At 56.5% G+C, this 21080-nt stretch carries 18 protein-coding genes; 10 read left to right on the top strand and 8 right to left on the bottom strand.

Translation table 11 applies throughout. The annotated features are described in order from the left end of the window. Window positions 1-22: 22 nt before the first annotated feature. Entirely contained in the window at window positions 23-1198 is a 1176-nt protein-coding gene (gene pncB, locus WFM49_RS01455) for a nicotinate phosphoribosyltransferase (RefSeq protein WP_035272486.1), read from the bottom strand. Window positions 1199-1438: 240 nt separating this feature from the next. On the opposite strand from pncB, the gene fdxA reads away from it, so the two are divergent. The 6 genes from fdxA (at window position 1439) to WFM49_RS01425 (ending at window position 6455) form a co-directional block, all read left to right on the top strand. Then, window positions 1439-1762 carry a ferredoxin FdxA gene (gene fdxA, locus WFM49_RS01450; protein ID WP_009456619.1) on the top strand — a complete coding sequence of 108 codons (324 nt, stop codon included), beginning with the start codon at window positions 1439-1441 and terminating at the stop codon, window positions 1760-1762. Window positions 1763-1974: 212 nt separating this feature from the next. Beyond that, a complete protein-coding gene (locus WFM49_RS01445) occupies window positions 1975-3198 on the top strand; it encodes a polyhydroxyalkanoate depolymerase (RefSeq protein WP_336971312.1) in 1224 nt (407 codons plus the stop codon). A gap of 52 nt (window positions 3199-3250) precedes the next feature. After that, window positions 3251-3892 (top strand): RnfABCDGE type electron transport complex subunit B, encoded by a 642-nt coding sequence (locus tag WFM49_RS01440; protein WP_321216674.1) that lies wholly within the window; start codon window positions 3251-3253, stop codon window positions 3890-3892. Continuing rightward, window positions 3889-4527 carry an endonuclease III gene (nth, locus tag WFM49_RS01435; protein ID WP_026483118.1) on the top strand — a complete coding sequence of 213 codons (639 nt, stop codon included), beginning with the start codon at window positions 3889-3891 and terminating at the stop codon, window positions 4525-4527. Before WFM49_RS01440 ends, nth begins: the two co-directional genes overlap by 4 nt. A gap of 244 nt (window positions 4528-4771) precedes the next feature. Further along, on the top strand, window positions 4772-5485 hold the full coding sequence (locus WFM49_RS01430; RefSeq protein WP_035272484.1) for an ATP-binding cassette domain-containing protein: 714 nt from the start codon (window positions 4772-4774) through the stop codon (window positions 5483-5485). A 328-nt stretch (window positions 5486-5813) separates the two neighbouring features. Then, window positions 5814-6455, top strand: a complete 642-nt coding sequence (locus WFM49_RS01425; RefSeq protein ID WP_009456629.1) for an OmpW/AlkL family protein — start codon at window positions 5814-5816, stop codon at window positions 6453-6455. Here WFM49_RS01425 and WFM49_RS01420 read toward each other — a convergent pair. The 4 genes from WFM49_RS01420 to WFM49_RS01405 all read right to left on the bottom strand — a co-directional run bounded on the left by WFM49_RS01420 (window position 6452) and on the right by WFM49_RS01405 (window position 11414). Beyond that, on the bottom strand, window positions 6452-7234 hold the full coding sequence (locus WFM49_RS01420; RefSeq protein ID WP_250755921.1) for an ABC transporter ATP-binding protein: 783 nt from the start codon (window positions 7232-7234) through the stop codon (window positions 6452-6454). The two genes, WFM49_RS01425 and WFM49_RS01420, sit on opposite strands and share 4 nt — an antisense overlap. Next, window positions 7231-9063, bottom strand: coding sequence for a branched-chain amino acid ABC transporter ATP-binding protein/permease (locus tag WFM49_RS01415; RefSeq protein ID WP_021446877.1), 1833 nt, complete (start codon window positions 9061-9063; stop codon window positions 7231-7233). The genes WFM49_RS01420 and WFM49_RS01415 overlap by 4 nt, the downstream gene beginning before the upstream one ends. A 5-nt stretch (window positions 9064-9068) precedes the next feature. Then, window positions 9069-10106, bottom strand: a complete 1038-nt coding sequence (locus WFM49_RS01410; protein WP_035272757.1) for a branched-chain amino acid ABC transporter permease — start codon at window positions 10104-10106, stop codon at window positions 9069-9071. A gap of 138 nt (window positions 10107-10244) precedes the next feature. Continuing rightward, entirely contained in the window at window positions 10245-11414 is a 1170-nt protein-coding gene (locus WFM49_RS01405; protein WP_009456635.1) for an ABC transporter substrate-binding protein, read from the bottom strand. Between the two features lie 339 nt (window positions 11415-11753). Here WFM49_RS01405 and msrB point away from each other — a divergent pair, with 339 nt between their 5' ends. From msrB to WFM49_RS01385, 4 genes are read left to right on the top strand one after another with little or no spacing between them, the layout of a single operon-like run. Continuing rightward, on the top strand, window positions 11754-12149 hold the full coding sequence (msrB, locus tag WFM49_RS01400) for a peptide-methionine (R)-S-oxide reductase MsrB (protein WP_239054505.1): 396 nt from the start codon (window positions 11754-11756) through the stop codon (window positions 12147-12149). Further along, window positions 12146-12712: a septation protein A gene (locus WFM49_RS01395; protein ID WP_009456639.1), complete on the top strand. Its 567-nt coding sequence runs from the start codon at window positions 12146-12148 to the stop codon at window positions 12710-12712. The genes msrB and WFM49_RS01395 overlap by 4 nt, the downstream gene beginning before the upstream one ends. Window positions 12713-12719: 7 nt before the next feature. Continuing rightward, the gene (locus tag WFM49_RS01390; protein ID WP_009456641.1) at window positions 12720-12983 is read left to right on the top strand and encodes a BolA family protein; all 264 of its coding nucleotides are present in this window, start codon (window positions 12720-12722) and stop codon (window positions 12981-12983) included. A gap of 8 nt (window positions 12984-12991) precedes the next feature. Continuing rightward, entirely contained in the window at window positions 12992-13768 is a 777-nt protein-coding gene (locus WFM49_RS01385) for a peptidylprolyl isomerase (RefSeq protein WP_009456643.1), read from the top strand. Window positions 13769-14069: 301 nt separating this feature from the next. Here WFM49_RS01385 and ligA read toward each other — a convergent pair whose 3' ends face one another. From ligA to smc, 3 genes are read right to left on the bottom strand one after another with little or no spacing between them, the layout of a single operon-like run. After that, on the bottom strand, window positions 14070-16157 hold the full coding sequence (ligA, locus tag WFM49_RS01380; protein ID WP_021446881.1) for an NAD-dependent DNA ligase LigA: 2088 nt from the start codon (window positions 16155-16157) through the stop codon (window positions 14070-14072). Continuing rightward, window positions 16154-17176 (bottom strand): cell division protein ZipA C-terminal FtsZ-binding domain-containing protein, encoded by a 1023-nt coding sequence (locus WFM49_RS01375; RefSeq protein ID WP_336971302.1) that lies wholly within the window; start codon window positions 17174-17176, stop codon window positions 16154-16156. Before WFM49_RS01375 ends, ligA begins: the two co-directional genes overlap by 4 nt. 45 nt (window positions 17177-17221) lie before the next feature. Beyond that, complete coding sequence (gene smc / locus WFM49_RS01370; RefSeq protein ID WP_336971300.1) at window positions 17222-20746, bottom strand: chromosome segregation protein SMC; 3525 nt, start codon at window positions 20744-20746, stop codon at window positions 17222-17224. Between the last annotated feature and the right edge of the window lie 334 nt (window positions 20747-21080).

Raw genomic sequence — 21080 nt, 5'->3', positions numbered from 1 at the left:
CTCAAGAAGGGAAGCCCAAGCTCTAAGCCGGAGGCAGCTGAAAAACCTGCCGCAAGTAAGCCAGATACGCCGGATCATCACACATGGTCTTTTCAGGCGCATCCGAGACTTTCGCCACGGGCTGGCCATTGCAACGCACCATCTTCATGACAATCTGCAAGGGCTCATGGCCCAGGTCATTGGTCAGGTTGGTGCCTATCCCGAAAGACACCTTGCAGCGACCTGCAAAACGCAGGGCCAGCTCAATGGCTTTGGGTATGGTCAAACCGTCAGAAAACACCAAGGTCTTGGTACGTGGATCGGTACGGTTGGCCTGATAGTGCGCCAGCAGGCGCTCGCCCCAAATGAATGGGTCACCCGAGTCATGGCGAGCACCGTCAAACAGCTTGCAGAAGTACATGTCAAAGTCGCGCAGGAAGGCATCCATGCCGTAGACATCCGACAAGGCAATGCCCAAGTCACCGCGATACTCTTTGGCCCACACTTCCAGAGCAAAAATCTGCGAGTCACGCAAACGGGGGCCCAGAGCCTGACAAGCCTGCAAGTATTCGTGGCCCATGGTGCCCAGCGGCGTCACCCCATACTTCATGGCCAACCAGACGTTGCTGGTGCCCGCAAAGTGCGGCTTCATCTGCTCGATCATGGTAGTGACCACTTCTTCGTGCCACTGCTTGGAGAAGCGGCGGCGCGTACCGTAGTCAGCCACACGAAAGTCGCTCAGGGCCGGATCATCCACCACCAGCCGCATCTTGGACTGCAGACGCTCGCGCCCTTCTGCCCATGGCGGCTGCGGACATTCGTTGCGAAAGTAAACCTCGTTCACAATGGCCAGCACCGGGATCTCGAACAGGATCGTGTGCAGCCAGGGCCCCTGAACCGAAATTTCGATCTCGCCGGGCACATCACCGGCCTGCACCTGAATGCAGCGCTCGGGCAGGTGGAACAGGCCCAGAAAATCGACGAAGTCGCTTTTGATAAAGCGCAGGCTACGCAAATAATCCAGCTCGGCGTCTGAAAAACGCAACTGGCACAGTGCGTGAATTTCCGCCCGAATCTCGTCCAGGTACTGGCTCAAATTAATATTGGGAGTACGGCACTTATAGCGATACTCCACGTGCGCAGCCGGGAAATGATGCAAAACAACCTGCATCATGGAAAACTTGTACAGGTCCGTATCAAGTAAAGAGGTAATGATCATCACAAACCTACCGATTTTGATTGCGCAACCATAGCACGGGCGCCAGTTCTTGCGTACAGCTATCTAGCAGGTGAGCTATTGCGCCATCTCAATAAGCAAGAAGCTGAATATTCGTTAAAATCGAAAGATTCGATTTAAATCCCATTTTTATCGTTCAGGCCCTGTGCGTTGTCGCGCACCCCATCCACGGCCCTTTGCCGTGACTGACCGCCTTAGCGATACCGCAGGAGTGTTACTGAAATGACCCACGTCGTCACCGAAAACTGTATCAAGTGCAAATTCACCGATTGTGTGGATGTGTGCCCCGTCGACTGTTTTCGTGAAGGCCCGAACTTTCTGGTGATTGACCCGGACGAATGCATTGACTGCGCCGTCTGTATTCCCGAATGCCCGGCCAATGCCATTTTTGCTGAAGAAGATGTGCCGCAGGATCAAGTTCCCTTCATCGAACTGAACGCAGAACTGACGCCTATTTTTGCCAGCATCAACCGCTCCAAGAAACCGCTGGAAGATGCGGACGACTGGAACGGTGTGGAGAACAAACTACAGTATCTGGAGCGCTAAACCCTTCGCTCGCTCTATAGAAGTCCGACCCGGTGGCTGCGTTCCTATCCAGCCACTCTTGCGCCCAATCTCGCCTTTTGATAAAAAAACTTGCCGCACTGCAGCAAGGGAAAATCCCAAGTACAGAGGAACGGTAAACGTCGTATTGTTTCCCACAGGAATAAGCATATACATTCCTCTGTATCAAATTAGGCAACACCAAGGCGCACACTATGCTTTACGATCTGCACGAACTTCAGCGGTCCTTTCTGGCCCCGCTGGCTGCCTTTACCGGCACCAGCTCCCAATGGTTCTCCAACCCATACAGTCCACTGGCCTACACGCCCCTGTCGCGCCAACTGGCGGCGGCCTCTGAACTGGTACACCGTATCGGCAAGGATTACGAAAAGCCAGCCTGGGGGCTGAACGAAACCCGGATCGACGGCCAGACCGTTGCCGTGCGCGAGGTCGAACACCTGAGCAAGCCCTTTTGCAAGTTGATCCACTTCGAGCGTGATCACCCCAAAGCCGCTCAGGACCCCACAATTTTGCTGGTAGCCCCTTTGTCCGGCCACCACGCCACCTTGCTGCGTGAAACCGTACGTGCGCTGTTGCCCGATCACTCTGTCTATGTCACCGACTGGATTGATGCTCGCATGGTGCCCCGTTCGGCCGGCCCCTTCCATCTGGACGATTACGTTCTGTATGTGCAGGAGTTCATCCAGGCGCTGGGCTCGAAGGTGCACGTCATGTCGGTTTGCCAACCCACAGTGCCAGTACTGGCTGCCGTCTCGCTAATGGCGACCCGCCGCTCGGCCGTGATGCCGCGCAGCATGATCATGATGGGTGGTCCCATCGACACGCGTCAGTCGCCTACGGAAGTGAACCGTCTGGCCACGACCAAGTCCTACTCCTGGTTTGAAAACAATCTGATTCATCGCGTGCCCACCAAGTACCCCGGTGCTCACCGTCGCGTGTACCCCGGCTTTTTGCAGCATGCTGGCTTTGTGGCCATGAATCCGGATCGTCACGTCAGCTCGCACTACGACTTTTATCAGCACCTGATCAAGGGTGATGATGACGACGCACAAGCACACCGCCGTTTCTACGACGAATACAATGCCGTGCTGGATATGCCCGCCGAGTTCTATCTGGACACGATCCGCATTGTGTTCCAGGAGCACCGCCTGCCCAAGGGCCAATGGCACGTGCATGGCGAACAGGTTCGTCCACAAGATATTGATGGCGTAGCCTTGTTCACCATAGAGGGCGAACTGGACGATATTTCCGGCCAGGGCCAGACCCATTCGGCTCAAGCGCTGTGCGCAAAAATTGCCCCTGAACTCAAGCAACAATTCACCGCACCCAACTGTGGGCATTACGGGATTTTCTCCGGAAGTCGCTGGCGCACGCTGATCTGTCCTAAAATCAGGGACTTCATCCGTCAGCACAGCTGATATTTGGCTCAGGCCGTTTCTGACGGGGCCAGTTGGCCCCGTTTTTGCATTCATGTCCGACACCTTAATACGGCGCATTGACGCCCTGCTCCCTCAAACCCAGTGCACCCGCTGTGGTTACGACGCCTGTCTGCCCTATGCCCAAGCCATCGCGCTTGAGGGTGAGGCCATCAACCGCTGCCCACCGGGCGGGCAAGAGGGCGTACATGCCCTGGCCGAGCTGCTGGGTCGTGAGGCCCTGCCCCTGGATCCGTCCTGTGGCGAATTCACCGGCCCCAGTCGGGCGGTGATTATCGAAGAACACTGTATTGGTTGCACCTTGTGCATCCAGGCCTGTCCGGTGGACGCCATTATTGGCGCCAACAAGCTGATGCATACCGTGCTGGCCGACCGCTGCACAGGCTGTGAGCTCTGTGTGCCGCCCTGCCCTGTGGACTGCATCAGCATGGTGCCCACCGACGACTGGAGCGCCGAACAGGCCGCTCAAGCACGTCTGGATACCGAACAGCGCCGGGAGCGCCTGCTGAATCGCCACAAGGAAAGCTCGGACCTGGCGGCCCGTACCCTGGCCAATAAACCCGTTCTGGCCAATGATGCCGATCAGGCTGATAAACGCGAGGCGTCCATTGCCTCTGCCCTGGCTCGCGCCCGTGCCCGCCGTGCCAGCAAGACTGCAAGCGGAACCACACCATGAACGCTGCCAAGCGCTACGAGATTTTCAGTCGTTTTCAAGCTGCCAACCCCAAACCCACCACCGAACTGGAATACGCAGACACCTTTCAGCTGCTGATTGCCGTGATTTTGTCGGCTCAGGCCACCGATCGCTCCGTGAATCTGGCCACAGCCCGATTCTTTCCGGAACATGGCACACCCGAGGGCATCCTGGCCATGGGTGAAGAAGGCTTGCGCGAGGCCATCAAGACCATCGGTCTGTACAAGACCAAGGCCGCCAATGTCATCAAGACCTGTCAGATGCTGCTGGACTTGCATCAAGGCAAGGTTCCCTGTGATCGCGCCGCTCTGGAAGCGCTTCCCGGTGTAGGTCGTAAAACTGCCAACGTGGTATTGAACACCGCGTTTGGCCTGCCCACCATTGCGGTAGACACACATATTTTCCGTGTAGCGAACCGCACTGGCATTGCGCCCGGCAAGAACGTGGTCGAAGTGGAAAAGAAGCTGGAGAAAGTCATACCCAAGCCTTTTTTGCTGGACGCTCACCACTGGCTGATTTTGCATGGCCGCTACATTTGTGTAGCCCGCAAGCCCAAGTGCCCCCAGTGCGGCATCTCGGATTTGTGCGACTTCAAACCGAAAACCGTTAACACTTAAGTAACACATACCCGGTTTAACAACATTTGTTTACCAAACAGTGCATTAAACCGGACCATCCTATGACAAACCCGCATAGTTTTGCTTCGTCGGCGCTTCCATACTGAAACGCATGAAGGACTCTGCCTATAGTTTGCTGGCGATGGAATCACCGCGGTAAGAGGCAAAGGACGCGTAACGGGTTCCTGCGCCGACCAGCCAACGTACAGGCCCATATTGACGACTCACGACAAGGAGCGTTCTCATGACACGGGCTGCCCTGGATATTGAGAATCTGTACGCCTGGCACCGAGAGTTCCCGCTCTTGCGCGGTTTGAATTTGCAGGTCGCTTCCGGCGAAATCTGCACTGTCTTGAGCCGCAACCGGGCCGGCCGCAGCGCCATGCTACGCGCCATCGTGGGTTTAACGGATAGCCGCCGCGGCTCCATCCGTATCCAGGGCACCGAAGCCATTCACCTGAACCAGCATCAGCTGGCAGATCTGGGCGTGGGCTACAGCCCCTACGAACAAAGCATTTTTACCGGTTTGAGCTGCGAGGAAAACCTCCTGCTGCCGCCTGCCATAGGAACAGCCCTGGGTGGTGGAATGTCGCTGGTACAAATCTATGAACTATTGCCCAGTCTGGAGCAGCGTCGCCACCATATGGCTACCCACCTGTCTACTGGGGAACAAAAGATACTGGCGATTGCGCGCTTGCTGCGCACGGGTGTGAATCTGCTGCTTCTGGACAAGGTATCCGAGGGCTTGGCCCCGGTGCAGGCCCAGACACTGAGCAAGTTGATCTGCACGCTGCGCAATGAGGGCTACACCATTGTGCTGGCCGAACAATGCCCGCAGTTCTCGGCAGAGTTCAGCGATCAGTTTCATGTGCTGGAACAAGGGCAAATTATCGAGCGATTCAGCCGCAACGAATTAAGCCATAAATACGAAGCCCTGCACGCACTCCTGAATGTATGAGCACTTGATTCGCCAAGCTCCAAACCTGCGTCTTCCCCCTACTTGTCCTTGCCTGGAAGGCAGGTACAGGATCCCAATAAACAGGCATCCCAAAAAGTGGAAAAACGCCCAAAAATAACCGGACGGGTTCCAAGGCTTTCTATTTCCGGGCTGTTACCAGGTGATGCTAAAAACAGACATAGCGGCCAAATTGGCCTCGCATGAATTCTGCTTACTTGATCTACAACAAGGTCAGGCGGCCAACTACCTCTGAAGCTTGCTTTGGATCAAATCCGCGGACCCAGCCCTCATGCACTCTGTAGGCTTTACACACACCTACGGAGCTCCTATGAAATCCCGCCACTTGATTCCAGGTCTGCACCTGTCCTTGCTTGCTGTTGGACTGGCCGCTGTTTTGTACGCGCCTCAAGGCCAAACACACGAAGCGGGTGATTTCTTGCTCAAAGGTGGCGTGACCTGGGTATCCCCAAAATCCAATAACGGCTCTGTGGCTGACGGCACCGTCAAGCTGGACGTAGGCAATAATGCTCGCCCCAGCTTCTCGCTGACCTACATGGCCACCCGCAATATTGGTATTGAGCTGCTGGGCGCTTTCCCCTTCCAGCACAATATCGACAGCAATCTGGGTCGTATCGGCAAGACCAAGCACTTGCCCCCAACCCTGAGTCTGCAATACCACTTCCTGCCTGACAGCGACTTCCAGCCCTACGTGGGCGTGGGCGTGAACTACACCATGTTCTTTGACACCGAGTCGCGCGGTGCTCTGGCGGGTTCCGACCTGAAGCTGAAAAACAGCTGGGGTTTTGCTGCCCAGGTCGGTGTGGATTACAAGCTGGACAAGAACTGGTTCCTGAATGCTGACGTACGTTACATCAGCATCCGCCCAGATGTGAAGCTGAACGGCCAGTCCATTGGCAAAGCCAAGCTGGACCCCGTGGTTGCCACCATCGGGGTCGGCTACCGCTTCTAAGCCGTCGCCTCTTCCTGCTCGCGTTTGCCCTGCCCCAAGCCCAGATAGCTTTCTATCACTCGGGGATTATGAGCCAGGTCAGACGCGGGCCCTTGCAGCACCACATCGCCCGTCTCCAGAACATAACCGTAGTCAGCCACTTGCAAAGCGGCACGCGCATTTTGCTCGACCAGCAAGATGGCCACGCCGGTACTGCGCAGTCGGGCAATGATCATGAAGATCTCCCGCACCACACGCGGCGCCAGGCCCAGACTGGGTTCATCCAGCATCAGCACTTTGGGTTGCGCCATCAAGGCACGGCCTACGGCCAGCATCTGCCGCTCCCCGCCTGACAAAGTCCCTGCCAGCTGTGTACGACGCTCTTTCAAGCGGGGAAACAAGGTGTAGACCTTGTCCATGGTGTCGCGCCAACCGGGATGGCGGGCACGATACAGGCGAAAACCGCCCAGCAGCAGATTGTCTTCTACTGTCATGCTGCCAAACAGCTCGCGGCGCTCTGGCACCAGGGAAATACCGGCCGCAACGCGACGCTCCACTTCCCAATGGCTGATCTCCTGCCCTTCGTACTGCACCGAGCCTGTGCTGCGGCCCACACTGGGCAAAGAACCCATCATGGCATTGAGCAAAGTGGACTTACCGGCGCCGTTGGCACCAATCACGGTCACAATGCTGCCGGCACGCACGTCCAGGCTGGCCCCCATCACGGCACTGACTTTGCCGTACTGAGCCGCCAGATTGTCTACCTTCAAAATAATGTCTTTCGATTGTGCCGAACTCATAGCGCTGCTCCTGCCGAGGCGGGCTCATTGACCTGATCCAGATCCAGGTCGTCATCAATACCACCCAGGTAGGCTTCCAGCACGGCTGGATTTTCCTGAATTTCCTTGGGCAAACCTTCGGCCAGCTTGGTGCCAAAGTCCATGACCACCAGCTTGTCCGTCAAATTCATGACAAAGTCCATGTCATGCTCCACCAGCAGAATGCTCATGCCTTCGCTACGCAGCTGATCCAGCACTTTGGCCAGTTCCTGCTTTTCCTTGTAGCGCAAGCCGGCAGCCGGTTCGTCCAGCAGCAAAAGCAGCGGATCAGAAGCCAGAGCACGGGCAATTTCCAGAATACGCTGTTGGCCCAGGGCCAGATTGCCCGCCTCTTCGTACAGATAGTCACCCAGACCCACACGCTGCAGCTGAACAGCCGCTTCGTGCAACAGCTCGGCTTCGCTGCGACGCTCGGTATGCAGGACAGCGGACACTACACCGACATTCCGACGCAAGTGAGCGCCCAGTGCCACGTTCTCCAACACAGTCATCGTTGGCAGCAACTGCACGTGCTGGAAGGTACGGCCCACGCCCAGACGAGAAATCTCGCGTGCAGGTTTGCCATCAATCCGCTGCCCCAGAAAGCTGACCTGACCACTGGTGGCCGACAGCACGCCGGTAATCAGATTAAAGGTCGTGCTCTTGCCCGCACCGTTAGGACCGATCAGGCCCATGATCTGACCTGCATTCAAGGTGAAGCTGATGTCATTCACAGCGACCAGGCCACCGAACTCCTTGCGGATCTTGTTCACTTCCAGAACCAGCGAACCGGCCTGCGGACGCTCACGCTGCGGCAAAGCCTCGGCTTGTGGAGGAGCAGCCTGATGACGCTTCTGTGCACCGAAAACCTGTTCCCAAGCCTTTTGCAGAATGGGCCACAAACCGTCGCGCGCGTACTGCAAGATCAGAACCATCAAGATGCCGAAAACGATCAGCTCGAAGTTGATGTCGGTATTGAGCAGTTTGGGCAACCAGTTCTGCAACTGGTCTTTCAGGCTCAGCACCAGGGCTGAACCCAGAACGGCACCCCAGACACTGCCAGCTCCGCCCAACACGGCCATGAACAGATATTCAATACCGTAGTTCAAACCGAAGGGGCTGGGCGAGACAGCGCGCTGGTAGTGCGCGTAGAGCCAACCGGACACACAAGCCAGCAAAGCGGCGTAAACGAACACGATGACCTTGTAATTGGCCATGTTCACACCAAAGGACTCGGCCATGCCGCTGCCATGCTTCAGAGCGCGAATAGCACGTCCGGGACGGGAGTTCAGCAAGTTACGCGTACCCCACATGGCCAGCAAGGCAAAGGCCCAGATCAGGTAGTAAATATCCCGACCGGAGGACAGGGAAATACCGAAGAACTCCAAAGGAGCAATACCGGAAATACCATCGTACTGACCCAGAAACTCCAGATTGCCGAACAGGTAGTACAAGGCCAGGCCCCAGGCCAAGGTACACAGAGGCAGGAAGTGTCCGGACAAACGCAGTGTGATCGCGCCCAGAATGTAGGCCACCATCATGGTAATGGCCATGCCAATCAGCAGATTGAACCAGGGCGACCAGCCCAGGCGAGCCGTCAGGTACGCCGTAGTGTATGCACCCAGGCCCACAAATGCAGCCTGACCAAAAGAAGTCAGACCACCCACGCCAGTCAACAACACCAGACCCAGCACGACCAAGCTGGTCAAACCAATATAGTTAAGCTGGGTAATCCAGAACTCGGGCGTTGCGCCCAGCTGCGGCAAAACCAATAGAACCGCAATAAATAGTAGCGTCAGCCAGTGTCTCATGTGATTTACTCCTCATCATCCACGTGCTTGCTACCGAAGGAGCGCCACAACAACACCGGTATCACCATGGTAAATACAATAACTTCTTTGTAGGCACTGGCCCAGAAAGAGGAAAACGCTTCCAGTACACCCAGGAACAAAGCGCCCAGCAGGGTGACGGGGTAGCTGATCAGGCCGCCAAAGATTGCAGCCACAAAGCCTTTAAGACCAATCAAAAAGCCCGTGTCGTAGTAGATGGTCGTTACAGGCGCAATCAGCATGCCTGACAAGGCACCGATGGCCGCAGCCAGAGTGAAGGTCAGGGATCCGGACATATTGGTACTGATACCCACCAGACGGGCACCACGACGGTTCACCGCCGTGGCACGCAGGGCGCGACCGTAAAGAGTCTTACCAAAAAAGCCCCACAAGGCCAGAATCAGGACCACGCAGGCGCCCATCACAAAGAAGGTTTGAGCAGACCAGCTCACTGCCCCCAGGGACACCTCACCTTCCATGAAGGGAGGCGTGCGCCAGCCTTCCGGACCGAAGAACACCAGGCCCAGACCCGTCAGCGCGAAGTGCACGGCGACCGAGGTAATCAGCAGCACCAGCACACTGGCTTCGGCGATAGGCTGGTATACCAGGCGGTAGACCATAGGGCCCAGAGGAATCACTACCGCCAGCGAGAACAGCACGGCCACCCACAATGGCAGCTCCGAGCTGACAATGGCGGGAGCGGCAAAGTAAACCGCGACAGGGATCACGATATTGACCAGAAACTTGCGGGGCATGCCGGCCAGGCTGCGGCTGCGCAAGGCAGAGAGCAACTCCAGCAAGAACACCAGCGCACCGGCGATCAATAGCAAAATAACGGTTCCCGGCATGCGGCCATTGACCACAAAGGCCAGGGTCAAGGCGCCAAAGGTGACGAACTCACCTTGCGGGATAAAGATAACGCGGGTAACCAGGAAAACCAGAACCAGGGCGAGCCCGAGCAAAGCATAGATGGCGCCATTCAATATGCCATCCTGCAACAAAATTAAAGCGATGGTGGTATCCATGTCGGACAACATCCTGTACAACAAAAAGGGCAAAGGGCTTACGGCAAACGCAGGCCTGTAGCGGGAACGGGTGCCAGGCTCAGCCAGCACCCGCCTTGGAAAAAACCGGCTCTTGAGCCGGTTTTTGCCTGTCAGATATTACAGATCAGGCTGATACGTCCATTTACCGTCGACCACTTTCACAATCACGTGGGCACGCTTGTCCAGACCGGCGTGGTCCGTTGCAGACATATTGAACACACCTTGGGAAGCAGCCAGTTCCTTGGTTTGCTCCAGAGCATCACGCAGGGCTGCGCGGAACTCGGGGGTACCTGGCTTGGCGCCGGACTTCAGGGCTTCCGGAATGGCTTCGGTCACGAGCAGACCGGCATCCCACATATGGCCACCAAAGGTATTGATGGAGCCAGCGCCGTATTTGGCTTCGTATTTTTCCTTGTAGTCCATGGCGGTCTTTTTCACCGAGCTGCTGTCAGGCAGTTGTTCGGCAACCAGCAATGGACCGGCTGGCAAGATCATGTCGTTACAGTCTTTGCCACACACACGCAGCACGTCGCTGTTGGCGGCACCGTGTGTCTGGTAAATGATGCCAGCGTAGCCGCGACCTTTCAGTTCGCGCTGGGGCAAGGCAACAGGGGTACCGGACCCGGCGATCAGAACGGCATCAGGCTTGGTGCCCAGCAACTTCAGAACCTGACCGGTCACGCTGGTGTCGTTACGGCCATAGCGCTCGGCGCCCAGCACTTTGATGCCTTTGGCTTGAGCGGCTTCGGTAATCACGTTCAGCCAGCCGTCACCGTAGGCGTCGTTGTAACCGATAAAGCCCAGGGTTTTGACGTTCTGCTTGACCATGGCATCAGCCAGAGCACCGGCCATCAACTGGTCATTCTGAGGAGTCTTGAACACCCAGGTACGGGCGCCTTCCACAGGATCAACAATCTTGGCGTTAGCGGCCACACTGATCATGGGAGTCTTGGTTTCGCCGGCAACGTCCACCATGGCCAGGGAACCGGGGGTCACGGAAGTACCGATCACCACGTCCACTTTGTCATCGGTGATCAGTTTGCGCATATTGCGTACGGCTACGGTGGTATCGGTTGCATCGTCCAGAACGATGTACTCGATTTTCTGGCCGGCCACTTCAGTAGGCAGCAGGCTGACTGTGTTGCGCTCAGGAATGCCCAGCGAGGCCGCCGGTCCTGTCGCTGCCACCGTCACACCCACCTTGATCTGCGCGGACACGGCCACGGGCAGGCTCAAGGCCAGGGCTGCAGCCAATGTCGTCAGGCGACCAGTAGTAATGCAGTTCATCCTTTTCTCCCAAATTTTGTTCATTGTTGTGGACCGACTCAACGGTCAAAAAATCGTAATACAGATAATCACCAGCACATACCAGAAACGTATCAAGTCACGAGAATTTCAGATATTGGTGTTTACCTTAAATATTAAAAGTTTAAATAGTGCACTAACTAAAGTGATAGCTCACTAATTAAGTGCCCTGTACCGCGATTTTCTTCACTGGAGAGCCCACTGGAGGTCAGGAAGATCTGCACTTTGGAACCCTCTGTTCCAAACGCACTCTAATTGTCGATTACTATGTAGGACTGCACCTCCTGTAGGCATTGAACTGTTTTTCATAAGGCAGCACACGTGGAAAAAGTACGTAAAACAGACGCTGAGTGGCGCGCCCAGCTCAGCCCCGAAGAATTCTATGTCACCCGTCAGAAAGGGACGGAGCGCCCCTTTACCGGCCGCTACTGGGACACCACCACGCCCGGCATCTACCGCTGCGTCGGTTGCGGCACGCCCCTGTTTGCCTCGGACACGAAGTTTGATGCCGGTTGCGGCTGGCCCAGCTACTTCACGCCCCTGAACCCGGACAATGTGCGCGAGGAGCTGGATACCAGTCACGGCATGCGCCGTACCGAAGTGCTTTGCAATATCTGCGATGCTCATTTGGGGCACGTCTTTGAAGACGGTCCCCCACCCACTGGGCTACGATATTGCATTAACTCTCTATCCATGACTTTTGAACCCGAAGCATGAAGAAGCTCTTATTTGATCTATTCCCGCTCGTACTGTTCTTTCTGGCGTTTCGCTTCTCCGACATTTATGTCGCCACCGGCGTGGCCATGGCCGCCTCGGTCCTCCAGATACTGTGGCTGAAGCTCACCAGCAAGGCGATCGAGACCTCGCACTGGATCAATCTGGCCGTCATTGTGGTCTTTGGCGGTGCCACCCTGTTTTTCCACAATGATGTCTTCATCCGCTGGAAACCCACGGTGCTGTACTGGATCTTTGCTCTGGTGCTGCTGGGCGGACGTTACCTGATGCATCGCAATCTGATGCAAAAATTCATGGGCACCCATCTGGTCTTGCCCGGCCATGTCTGGGACAAATTAAACCTGGTCTGGGCGAGCTTTTTTGTCGCCATGGGCCTGGTCAATCTGTACGTTGCCTTCTCGGGCCACTTTACCGAATCCCAATGGGTCAACTTCAAGGCTTTCGGCCTGCTGGGTTTGATGCTGGTGTTTGTCGTTGCCCAATCCTTGTGGCTGGGCCGCTACCTGCAAGACTCTTCCGACAACTCCACTCCCCCAAAATCTTGATTTCGCCATGACAGACGCACTTGCTTCCCTGATTCACGAACGGCTCCAGGCACTGGAGCCGTCGGAACTGGACATCATCAATGAGTCCCATCTGCACGCTGGCCACGCCGGTGCACAAGGTGGTGCAAGCCACTTTCGGGTGATCATCGCCTCGAAACAATTTGATGGAATTTCAACACTCGCACGACACAGACTTGTGTATGATCGCGTCCACGATCTAATGCCTTTCCCGATTCACGCATTGGCTATTCAAGCCAAAACCACCGCTTAAGGATGCTCATGAAACGTATTGCCGCATTTGCCCTGACCTGCGCTATGGCTGCTCCCGTCTATGCACAGACGATTGCCACCGTAAACGGCAAAAACCTCACGCAAAAAGACTTGGATCAGTTCGTCGCCGTTCTGGTCGAGCAAGGCGCCAAGGACTCGCCCGAGCTGCGTGAGCAAGTCAAACAGGAAATGGTCAACCGTCTGGCTGTGGTGCAAGCCGCTGAAAAAGCCGGTATCGACAAGACCAACCAGGTTCAGCAAGAGCTGGAACTGGCCCGCCAGAGCATTCTGGTCCGTGCCCTGATGGCTGACTACCTGAAAAAGAACCCCGTCACCGACGCCGACCTGACCAAGGAATACAACACCATCAAGGCGATGGAAGAAGGTCAGCAGGAATACAAGGTGCGCCACATTCTGGTTAAGGACGAGGCTGCCGCCAAAGATTTGCTGGCCAAGATCAAGTCCAAGAAAATCAGCTTTGCTGATGCCGCCAAGAAAGACTCCATCGACACCGGCAGCGGTCAGCAAGGCGGCGATCTGGGCTGGGCTCCTAGCTCCACCTACGTGCCCGAGTTCGCTCAGGCTGTAGAGAAGATGAAAAAAGGCGAGCTGAGCGCTGCGCCTGTGCAGTCGCAGTTTGGCTGGCACATCATCCAGGTGGACGATGCTCGCCCTGTGACCTTCCCCGCCATGGCCGAAGTGAAGCCTCAGCTGGAAGAAATGCTGCGTCAGCGCAAGCTGGCCGAGTACCAGCAGAAAATCCTGAAAGAAGCCAATATCAAGTAATGGCTCTGCAGGCCGCTTTATCATCCCGATAAGGCGGCTGGCAGGAAAGACAAATATGGCGCCTCAAGGGCGCCATATTTGTTTGTAGTGCAGGTCGTTCATGCGGTAATTAAAAGCCCAGATCACTGCTGAACCACCACCAGGACTATTCAACGCGCATTAAAACAAAAGGCAGTGCGTGCTTAGCGCACTGCCTAAAAGTCGAAAAATAGCTACCAGAGCAAATATCCTGCTGACTCATAGACTCTTGGCAAAAAAGCTAAGCCTGCAAGGTGGCAGAACTTCACTTCTTCCCCCTGCGCTATTCACCCGCCAGTAAAGCCAGGAACTGGGCTTCGTCCAAAATAGTCACGCCCAACTCCTGCGCCTTGGTGAGCTTGGAACCCGCCTCTGCACCTGCCAGCACATAGGCCGTCTTTTTGGAGACCGAGCCACTGGCCTTGCCACCTGCTTCCAATACACGGCGTGTAGCCTCGTCGCGGCTCATGCTAGGCAGCGTACCCGTAATGACCACCGTTTTGCCCGCCAACGGCAGATTAGCGCTATTGGCGCGGGCTTGCGCCTGTTGAGGAGTCACCCCAGCCGCCAGCAGCGCATCTAGGGCCTCACGATTATGCGGCTCCTGGAAAAAGTGCCGCACGGAAGCCGCTACAACCGGGCCCACCTCATTGACTTGCAGCAGCGCTTCTTCATCAGCCTGCTCCAATGCCTGCAAGGAGCCAAAATGCTGTGCCAGATCGCGCGCCGTGGTCTCACCCACATGGCGAATGCCCAAGGCGTAAATCAAGCGATTCAAAGCCGGCTCGCGCACCTTATCAATCGCCTCGATCAGATTCTCGGCCGATTTGCGTCCCATACGCTCCAGTAGCACCAGTTTTTCAACTTGCAGCTTGAAGATATCGGCCAAGGTACGCACCAGCCCGGTTTCCACCAACTGATCCACCAGCTTTTCACCCAAGCCTTCAATATCCAGCGCTTTACGGCTGGCGGCGTGAATCAGGGTTTGCTTGCGCTGGGCAGGACAAATCAGACCACCAGTACAACGCCAGGCAGACTCCCCTTCCAGACGCTCCAGTGCCGACTGACAAGCCGGACACTCCTTGACCATCTCGAAAGGCACGCTGCTCTCGGGACGCTGCTCCAACACCACAGCAACCACTTCAGGGATAACATCACCAGCACGGCGTACCACGACGGTATCGCCCGCTCGCACATCTTTGCGACGCACTTCGTCTTCGTTATGCAGCGTGGCATTAGTGACTGTGACACCGCCCACAAACACCGGCTTCAAACGTGCGACAGGTGTGACAACCCCGGTACGGCCTACTTGAAACTCGATACTCTCCACACGCGTCATTTCTTCTTGCGCGGGGAATTTATGAGCAACGGCAAAGCGCGGCGCACGGGCCACATAGCCCAGAACACGCTGCGCAGCCAAAGAGTTGACCTTGTAGACCACACCGTCAATTTCAAAGGGCAAACCGGGACGACGTTGCTGGGTTTCACCATAGAAATCCAGCAAGCCCTGCACGCCCTTCACGACTTTACGGTCGCGGCTCAAGGGCATACCCAGGCTTTCCAGCCAGTCCATCATGCCCGATTGGGTATCACGGGGCAGTGCCTCGCCAGCGGGTTCAGCAAACAAGGCACTTTGTGGCTGATTCGCGGCAGGCATGGGGCTGACCTCACCCCAACCATAGGCAAAAAAGCGCAAAGGCCGTTTGGCAGTTATTTTCGGGTCCAGCTGACGCAAGCTGCCTGCGGCCGCATTGCGCGGATTCACAAATACTTTCTCGCCACGCTTGGTCTGGTTCTCGTTCAGGCGCTCAAAGTCCGCCCGGTTCATCAGAACCTCGCCTCGCACCTCCAGCACGGCGGGCAATTGTGCCGCATCGCCACGCAAGCGCAGAGGAATGGACTTGATGGTGCGAATATTGCTGGTGACGTCCTCGCCCGTGGTGCCATCACCGCGAGTCGATGCCTGTACCAACAGACCTTGCTCATAGCGCAAGCTGATCGCCAGGCCGTCAAACTTGTATTCGGCCAGATAATCTACCCGACGGTCCAGTCCCACCACACCTGCCTCGACCAGGGTATCGGCGACACGCTTGTCAAAGGCCTGAACTTCTTCAGCATCAAAGGCATTACCCAAGGACAGCATGGGGACAGCGTGCTGAACCGTATCAAAACCGTCCAGTGGCGCTGCACCCACACGCTGTGTGGGCGAGTCCGGAGTAATCCATTCCGGGTGCTCGGCTTCCAGCGCCAGCAGCTCGTTCATCAATGCGTCGTATTGCGCGTCCGAAATACTGGGCGCATCCTGAACGTAATAGGCCCAGTTATGCTGGGCCAATTCTTCATGTAACTGCTGTACTCGCTTCAAGCTCACGAAAAAATCCTGCCTGTACGTTCCTGGCCTGCTGTAAAGCCAGCCTGCTCCAGGCGTTCGTACAGATTACTTAGTTGTTCATCAATGTTTTGATCGGTGCTCTCGGGCAAGGGGCGACCTTGATCATCCAGCACCACGCCGTCCAGACGGCTGGCCAGATCACGGGCCACCGTTGCCATGCGGCTGAAGGCATGATCGTCCGCCGGGCTGTTGGGCAAATCCAGCAGCAAGTCGATACGCTCAATGCTGGCCGACTGAATATCTTTAGGCTGGACACCATCGAACATGGCGGTGAAACGGGGTTGCCCCGAATCTGCCAACCAGGCCAGTTGCTGGCCAAAGGGCAGAAAACCGGCATCCTTGACCATTTGAATCACGGACGAGGCAGGCATGGGGCCAGGCAAGCGCACCGACACGCCCACCAGGGCATCCAGATCAGCGCAGGTATTATCCAGGGCAGCCGCACGACGCAGCACATCATCCTGTTCCGGACCTTCTACCGAACCATCAAACTGCTGTGCCAGCGCTTGCGCAGCCATCCAGACCTGCGACCACTCGATCGCCGACAAGGGGCCACTACGGTTGGCCAGCAAAACGGCAATCTGCATGCTGGCGTAGGACTCGCCCGAACGCAGGCGAGCACGATGACCGCCCCCTTCGCATTCCGCAAAATAACGCACAGGCTTGGCACCGGTACGCAATACCGATTGCAAGGCCTGAGCCAGATCCTGAGCATCCACGGGCTGGCTGAAACTGATATCGATAACAGCCTCGGTCGTGCAGTCGGCCTCGGCCGCATCGTGCTCACCGTCAGCAGACGCAGAATCGCCGCCACGCGTCATGCTGGGCTCGCGGCGTTCCAGCTCGGTGAGCTGGCTCATCAAGGGATCGGTATCCCCATCCGGGAATTGGCTTTGCATCTGCTGGCGCACTCGGCGGTCTTGCCACCAGTTAAAGACCACCACGAGCAAGATGAGCAAAATGCCCAATAAAATCAGTGCGATTTGCAAATCACTCATTGTCAGTTCCGTCGAATCAACACTAGCGGATTAAAAAAAACAGGCTTACACACTGCTCATTTGCATGGCAGCGTCTACGTCCACTGCCACAATTCGGGATACACCTTGCTCTTGCATGGTGACCCCAATCAGTTGTTTGGCCATCTGCATGGCAATTTTATTGTGAGAAATAAATAAAAACTGGGTTTGGTCACTCATGCTGGCCACCAGATTGGCATAGCGTTCGGTATTCGCATCATCCAGTGGCGCATCCACCTCGTCCAGCAAACAAAAGGGTGCGGGATTGAGCTTGAAGAAGGCAAAAACCAGCGCTGTCGCTGTCAATGCCTTTTCACCACCAGAGAGCAAATGAATCGTGCTATTGCGCTTGCCTGGTGGCTGAGCCATGACCTGCACCCCAGCTTCCAGCACTTCATCGCCCACCATCGTCAGTTTAGCCTCTCCACCACCAAATAGCCTTGGGAAAAGCTCGCCAAAGTGCTGATTAACGATGTTGAATGTTTCCATGAGCAACTGGCGGGTCTCGCGGTCAATCTTGCGAATCGCATCTTCCAGAGTCTCGATGGCATCACTCAAATCTTTATGCTGAGCATCCAGATAGGTCTTGCGTTCCTGGGCCGTAGTCAGCTCCTCAAGGGCCGCCAGGTTCACCGGACCCAGGCCTTCAATCTGGCGCGAGATGCGCTGCACTTCAGACTGCAACCAGCCCACACGCTGCCATTCCGGTGTCTTTTCCTGTAACAAGCTCCACAGTTCGGAACGGTTTACCTTTCTGCTGTCCAGCTGTTCAGCAAACTGTTCGACCGCCAGACGCGACGCTTGTTCCTGCAACTGCAATTCAGTGACTTGCTCGCGCAAGGGGGCCAGATTCTTTTCGTTCTCGGCACGGGCCTGTTCATGCTCACGCAATTGGGCAGCCAGCGTATCGAGTTGAATTTTTGCCAGACGAACGGCTTCTTCACGTTCGGCACGCAACTCCAGGGCATCTTGTAAACCGGCTTGTGCGGCGGACGCATCCAGATCCAGCAGTTCGCCTTGCAAACCTTCCAGCTGACCGGCCGTGCGTTGTGCCTGCTCCTGCGCCAGGGCCAGATTGCGCTGCAGTTCGGCCATGCGCTGCACCAAAGCACGCTCGGCAAATTGGGCATCATGCACGGCGCGCTCACGCTCGTGTACGGTACGGCGGGCCTGTTCTGCCTGTTCGGCGCCCTTCTCGCCTTCCATCTGCGCTTCGGCAAACACGCCCTGATGTTCGGCCAGCTCTTCATCCAGCGTTTCAAAGCGGGCCTCGAATTCCTCGCGGTTCGCCTGCAGCTCTTCGCGCTGTACTGCCAGTTCTTCCAACTCTTCGTTGATGCGGCTACCACGCTCTTGCGACTGCTGCGCCTGTTGGGCCAACTTGGAGTGCTCCAGCTGCACATCGTGCATTCGAGCTGTCAGCTCGCCCACGCGGGCTCGGGCCGGAACCAGGCCGTTACGCACTTGCTGCAAGGCCATTTCGGCCTGGGTGCTGGTATGGCCCAGTTCATCGACAATCAGTTGAGCGCCGCGCAGCTCGCGCTCCAGATGAGCAATTTCCTGCTGACGTGCCAGCATCCCGGCTTGTTCGGAGTCGGGTGCATAAAAGCGAATGCTGTGCTTATCCACCAAATGGCCGTCACGCACCACGATTGCCATTTGCTCTGTCAGTTGATCGCGCAAGCTCAGGGCCTGCTTCAAATCCTGACAGACATAAACCTGGTGCAACCAATTATCCAGCAAGCTGCGCAAGCCACCCTCTTGCTGTCGCAACACCGAAGTCAACAAGGGTAAATCCAGGGCAGGCTTGGCCGGCGCTCCCGCCTCGGGCAACTGATAAAAACTTAAACGGGCCGGTGGTGCATCACTGGCGAAAGCTGCGGCCATATCCAGGCGGCGCAGCTCCAAGGCCGTCATGCGCTCGCGCAGCACAGCCTCCAGCGCGGTTTCCCAGCCTTTTTCCACGTCCAGGCTTTGCCATAGACGCTTCATGTTCTCCAGTCCATGCTTGGCCAGCCAGGGTTCCAGAGTTCCCTTGCGCGCCACATCCTCCTGCAAACGACTCAAGGCCAGATGACGTGCTTCCAGACGGGCCATATCCTGCCCGCCTTGCAAGGCTTGCTCCTGCGCCTTCTTGCGCTCCTCTTCCAGTCGAGGAAGCTGGGCCTCCAGATGCTGCATATGTTCCTGAGCTTGCTGCAGCTGATTTTGCAGCATGTTCAGATCGCCTTGCAGGCGCTCCAGATTGTCCGGGTCCGGGGCATTGAGTTCGCGCAACTCCTGCTTCAAGCGCTCCTGACGCTGCTCCACGCCTTGAATCTGGCGGTCGGCATCACGCTGTGATTGCGCAGCCAGGGCCAAGCTCTGTTCCAGACGCGCCAAAGCCATGCGCATTTCGTCCCGACGCTGGGCCTGTTCGCGTACACGCAGCTCCAGATCGGGCAAGGCGCCTTGCGCCTCCTCCAGCAGAATCTGTAATTCTTCCAGCTTTACCGCGGCTTCTTCGCGCTGCTGCTCACTGTTTTCCAGTTCTTGCTGGCAATGTTCTTGTTGTTCAATCCAGTCATGCTGCTGTTGTTCCAGTTGCTCACGGCGTTGCGCCATGCGGCTGCGCGAATCCAGCACGTGGCGAATTTCTGCTTCCAGGCTGGACACTTGAGAGCCCGCCTCATACAACTGGCTTTGCGCCAGATGCAAGGCATCGCCAGCCTGTAAATGAGCTTGTCGCTGCGACTCCAACGTGGATTCGGCATGCCGCAAACCGGCAATGGATTCTTCCAGCTTGGTCTGAGCCTGTTCAATCGCCAGGAAACGGGCTTTTTGATCGCTCTGTGCATTGGACTCTTTCAGCAGCCACAGCAGGTTTTGCTTGAGCTCACCGTCTTGCTGCAAGTCACGATACTGGCGTGCCACTTCGGCCTGCGCCTGCAATTTCTCCAACTGCGCATCCAGTTCTCTTTGAATGTCTTCCACTCGCAGCAGGTTTTCACGGGTATCGCGCAAGCGGCTTTCTGTTTCGCGGCGACGCTCCTTGTAGCGCGACACGCCTGCGGCTTCTTCCAGAAACACACGCAGTTCTTCCGGCTTGGCTTCAATCAGGCGGTTGATCATGCCCTGCCCGATGATGGCGTAACCCCGCGCCCCCAGACCCGTCCCCAGAAAGATGTCGTGAATGTCACGCCGACGAACGGCCTGATTGTTCAGAAAGTAGCTGCTGGTCCCGTCCCGGCTCAGGACACGCCGTACCGAGATCTCGGCATAGGTGCTCCACTGACCCGAGGCCCGCCCTTCAGAATTATCGAAAACCAGCTCAACCGATGCGCGGCCCGCCGGTTTGCGTTGCGAGGAGCCATTGAAAATCACGTCCTGCATGGACTCGCCACGCAGCTCGGAGGCTTTGCTCTCGCCCAGCACCCAGCGCACCGCATCGATGATGTTGGATTTTCCACAGCCGTTGGGCCCGACAACGCCAACCAACTGACTGGGAGTTGGAATGGAGGTCGGGTCCACAAAGGATTTGAAACCAGCTAGTTTGATCTGGGTTAGACGCACAGGGTAGAAGTCAGCTCAGAAAAGACCAATTTGAACAGGCGCACAGGCGCATCTTGATCTGCCCGGCACCGCGAGTCGTATGATACCGCAGCACCTGCCACCCACAGCAAAACACGCCAAAAAACAAATGAAAACCACGGCACGGCTGCTGGGATGATAAGGCAGTAAACTCCCCCTTGCCGTCAAGTCCTGTTTACCCTGCTTGGCAAGCAGGACAAGAGCGTCAGACAGGGCATTTACAATAGCGCTTTGCCAGCGCCCGCCCGGCCAGAAAATCCGCGCAGACAGATAGCCGCAATGAATTTCTGATACCACTGCCCCCGCAGTCCCTGTT

The organism is Alcaligenes sp. PF14 (assembly GCF_037150615.1).
Classification (GTDB): domain Bacteria; phylum Pseudomonadota; class Gammaproteobacteria; order Burkholderiales; family Burkholderiaceae_B; genus Alcaligenes; species Alcaligenes phenolicus.
The sequence above is the reverse complement of the archived record's forward strand: the minus strand, read 5'-3'. Positions and strand labels throughout refer to the sequence as shown.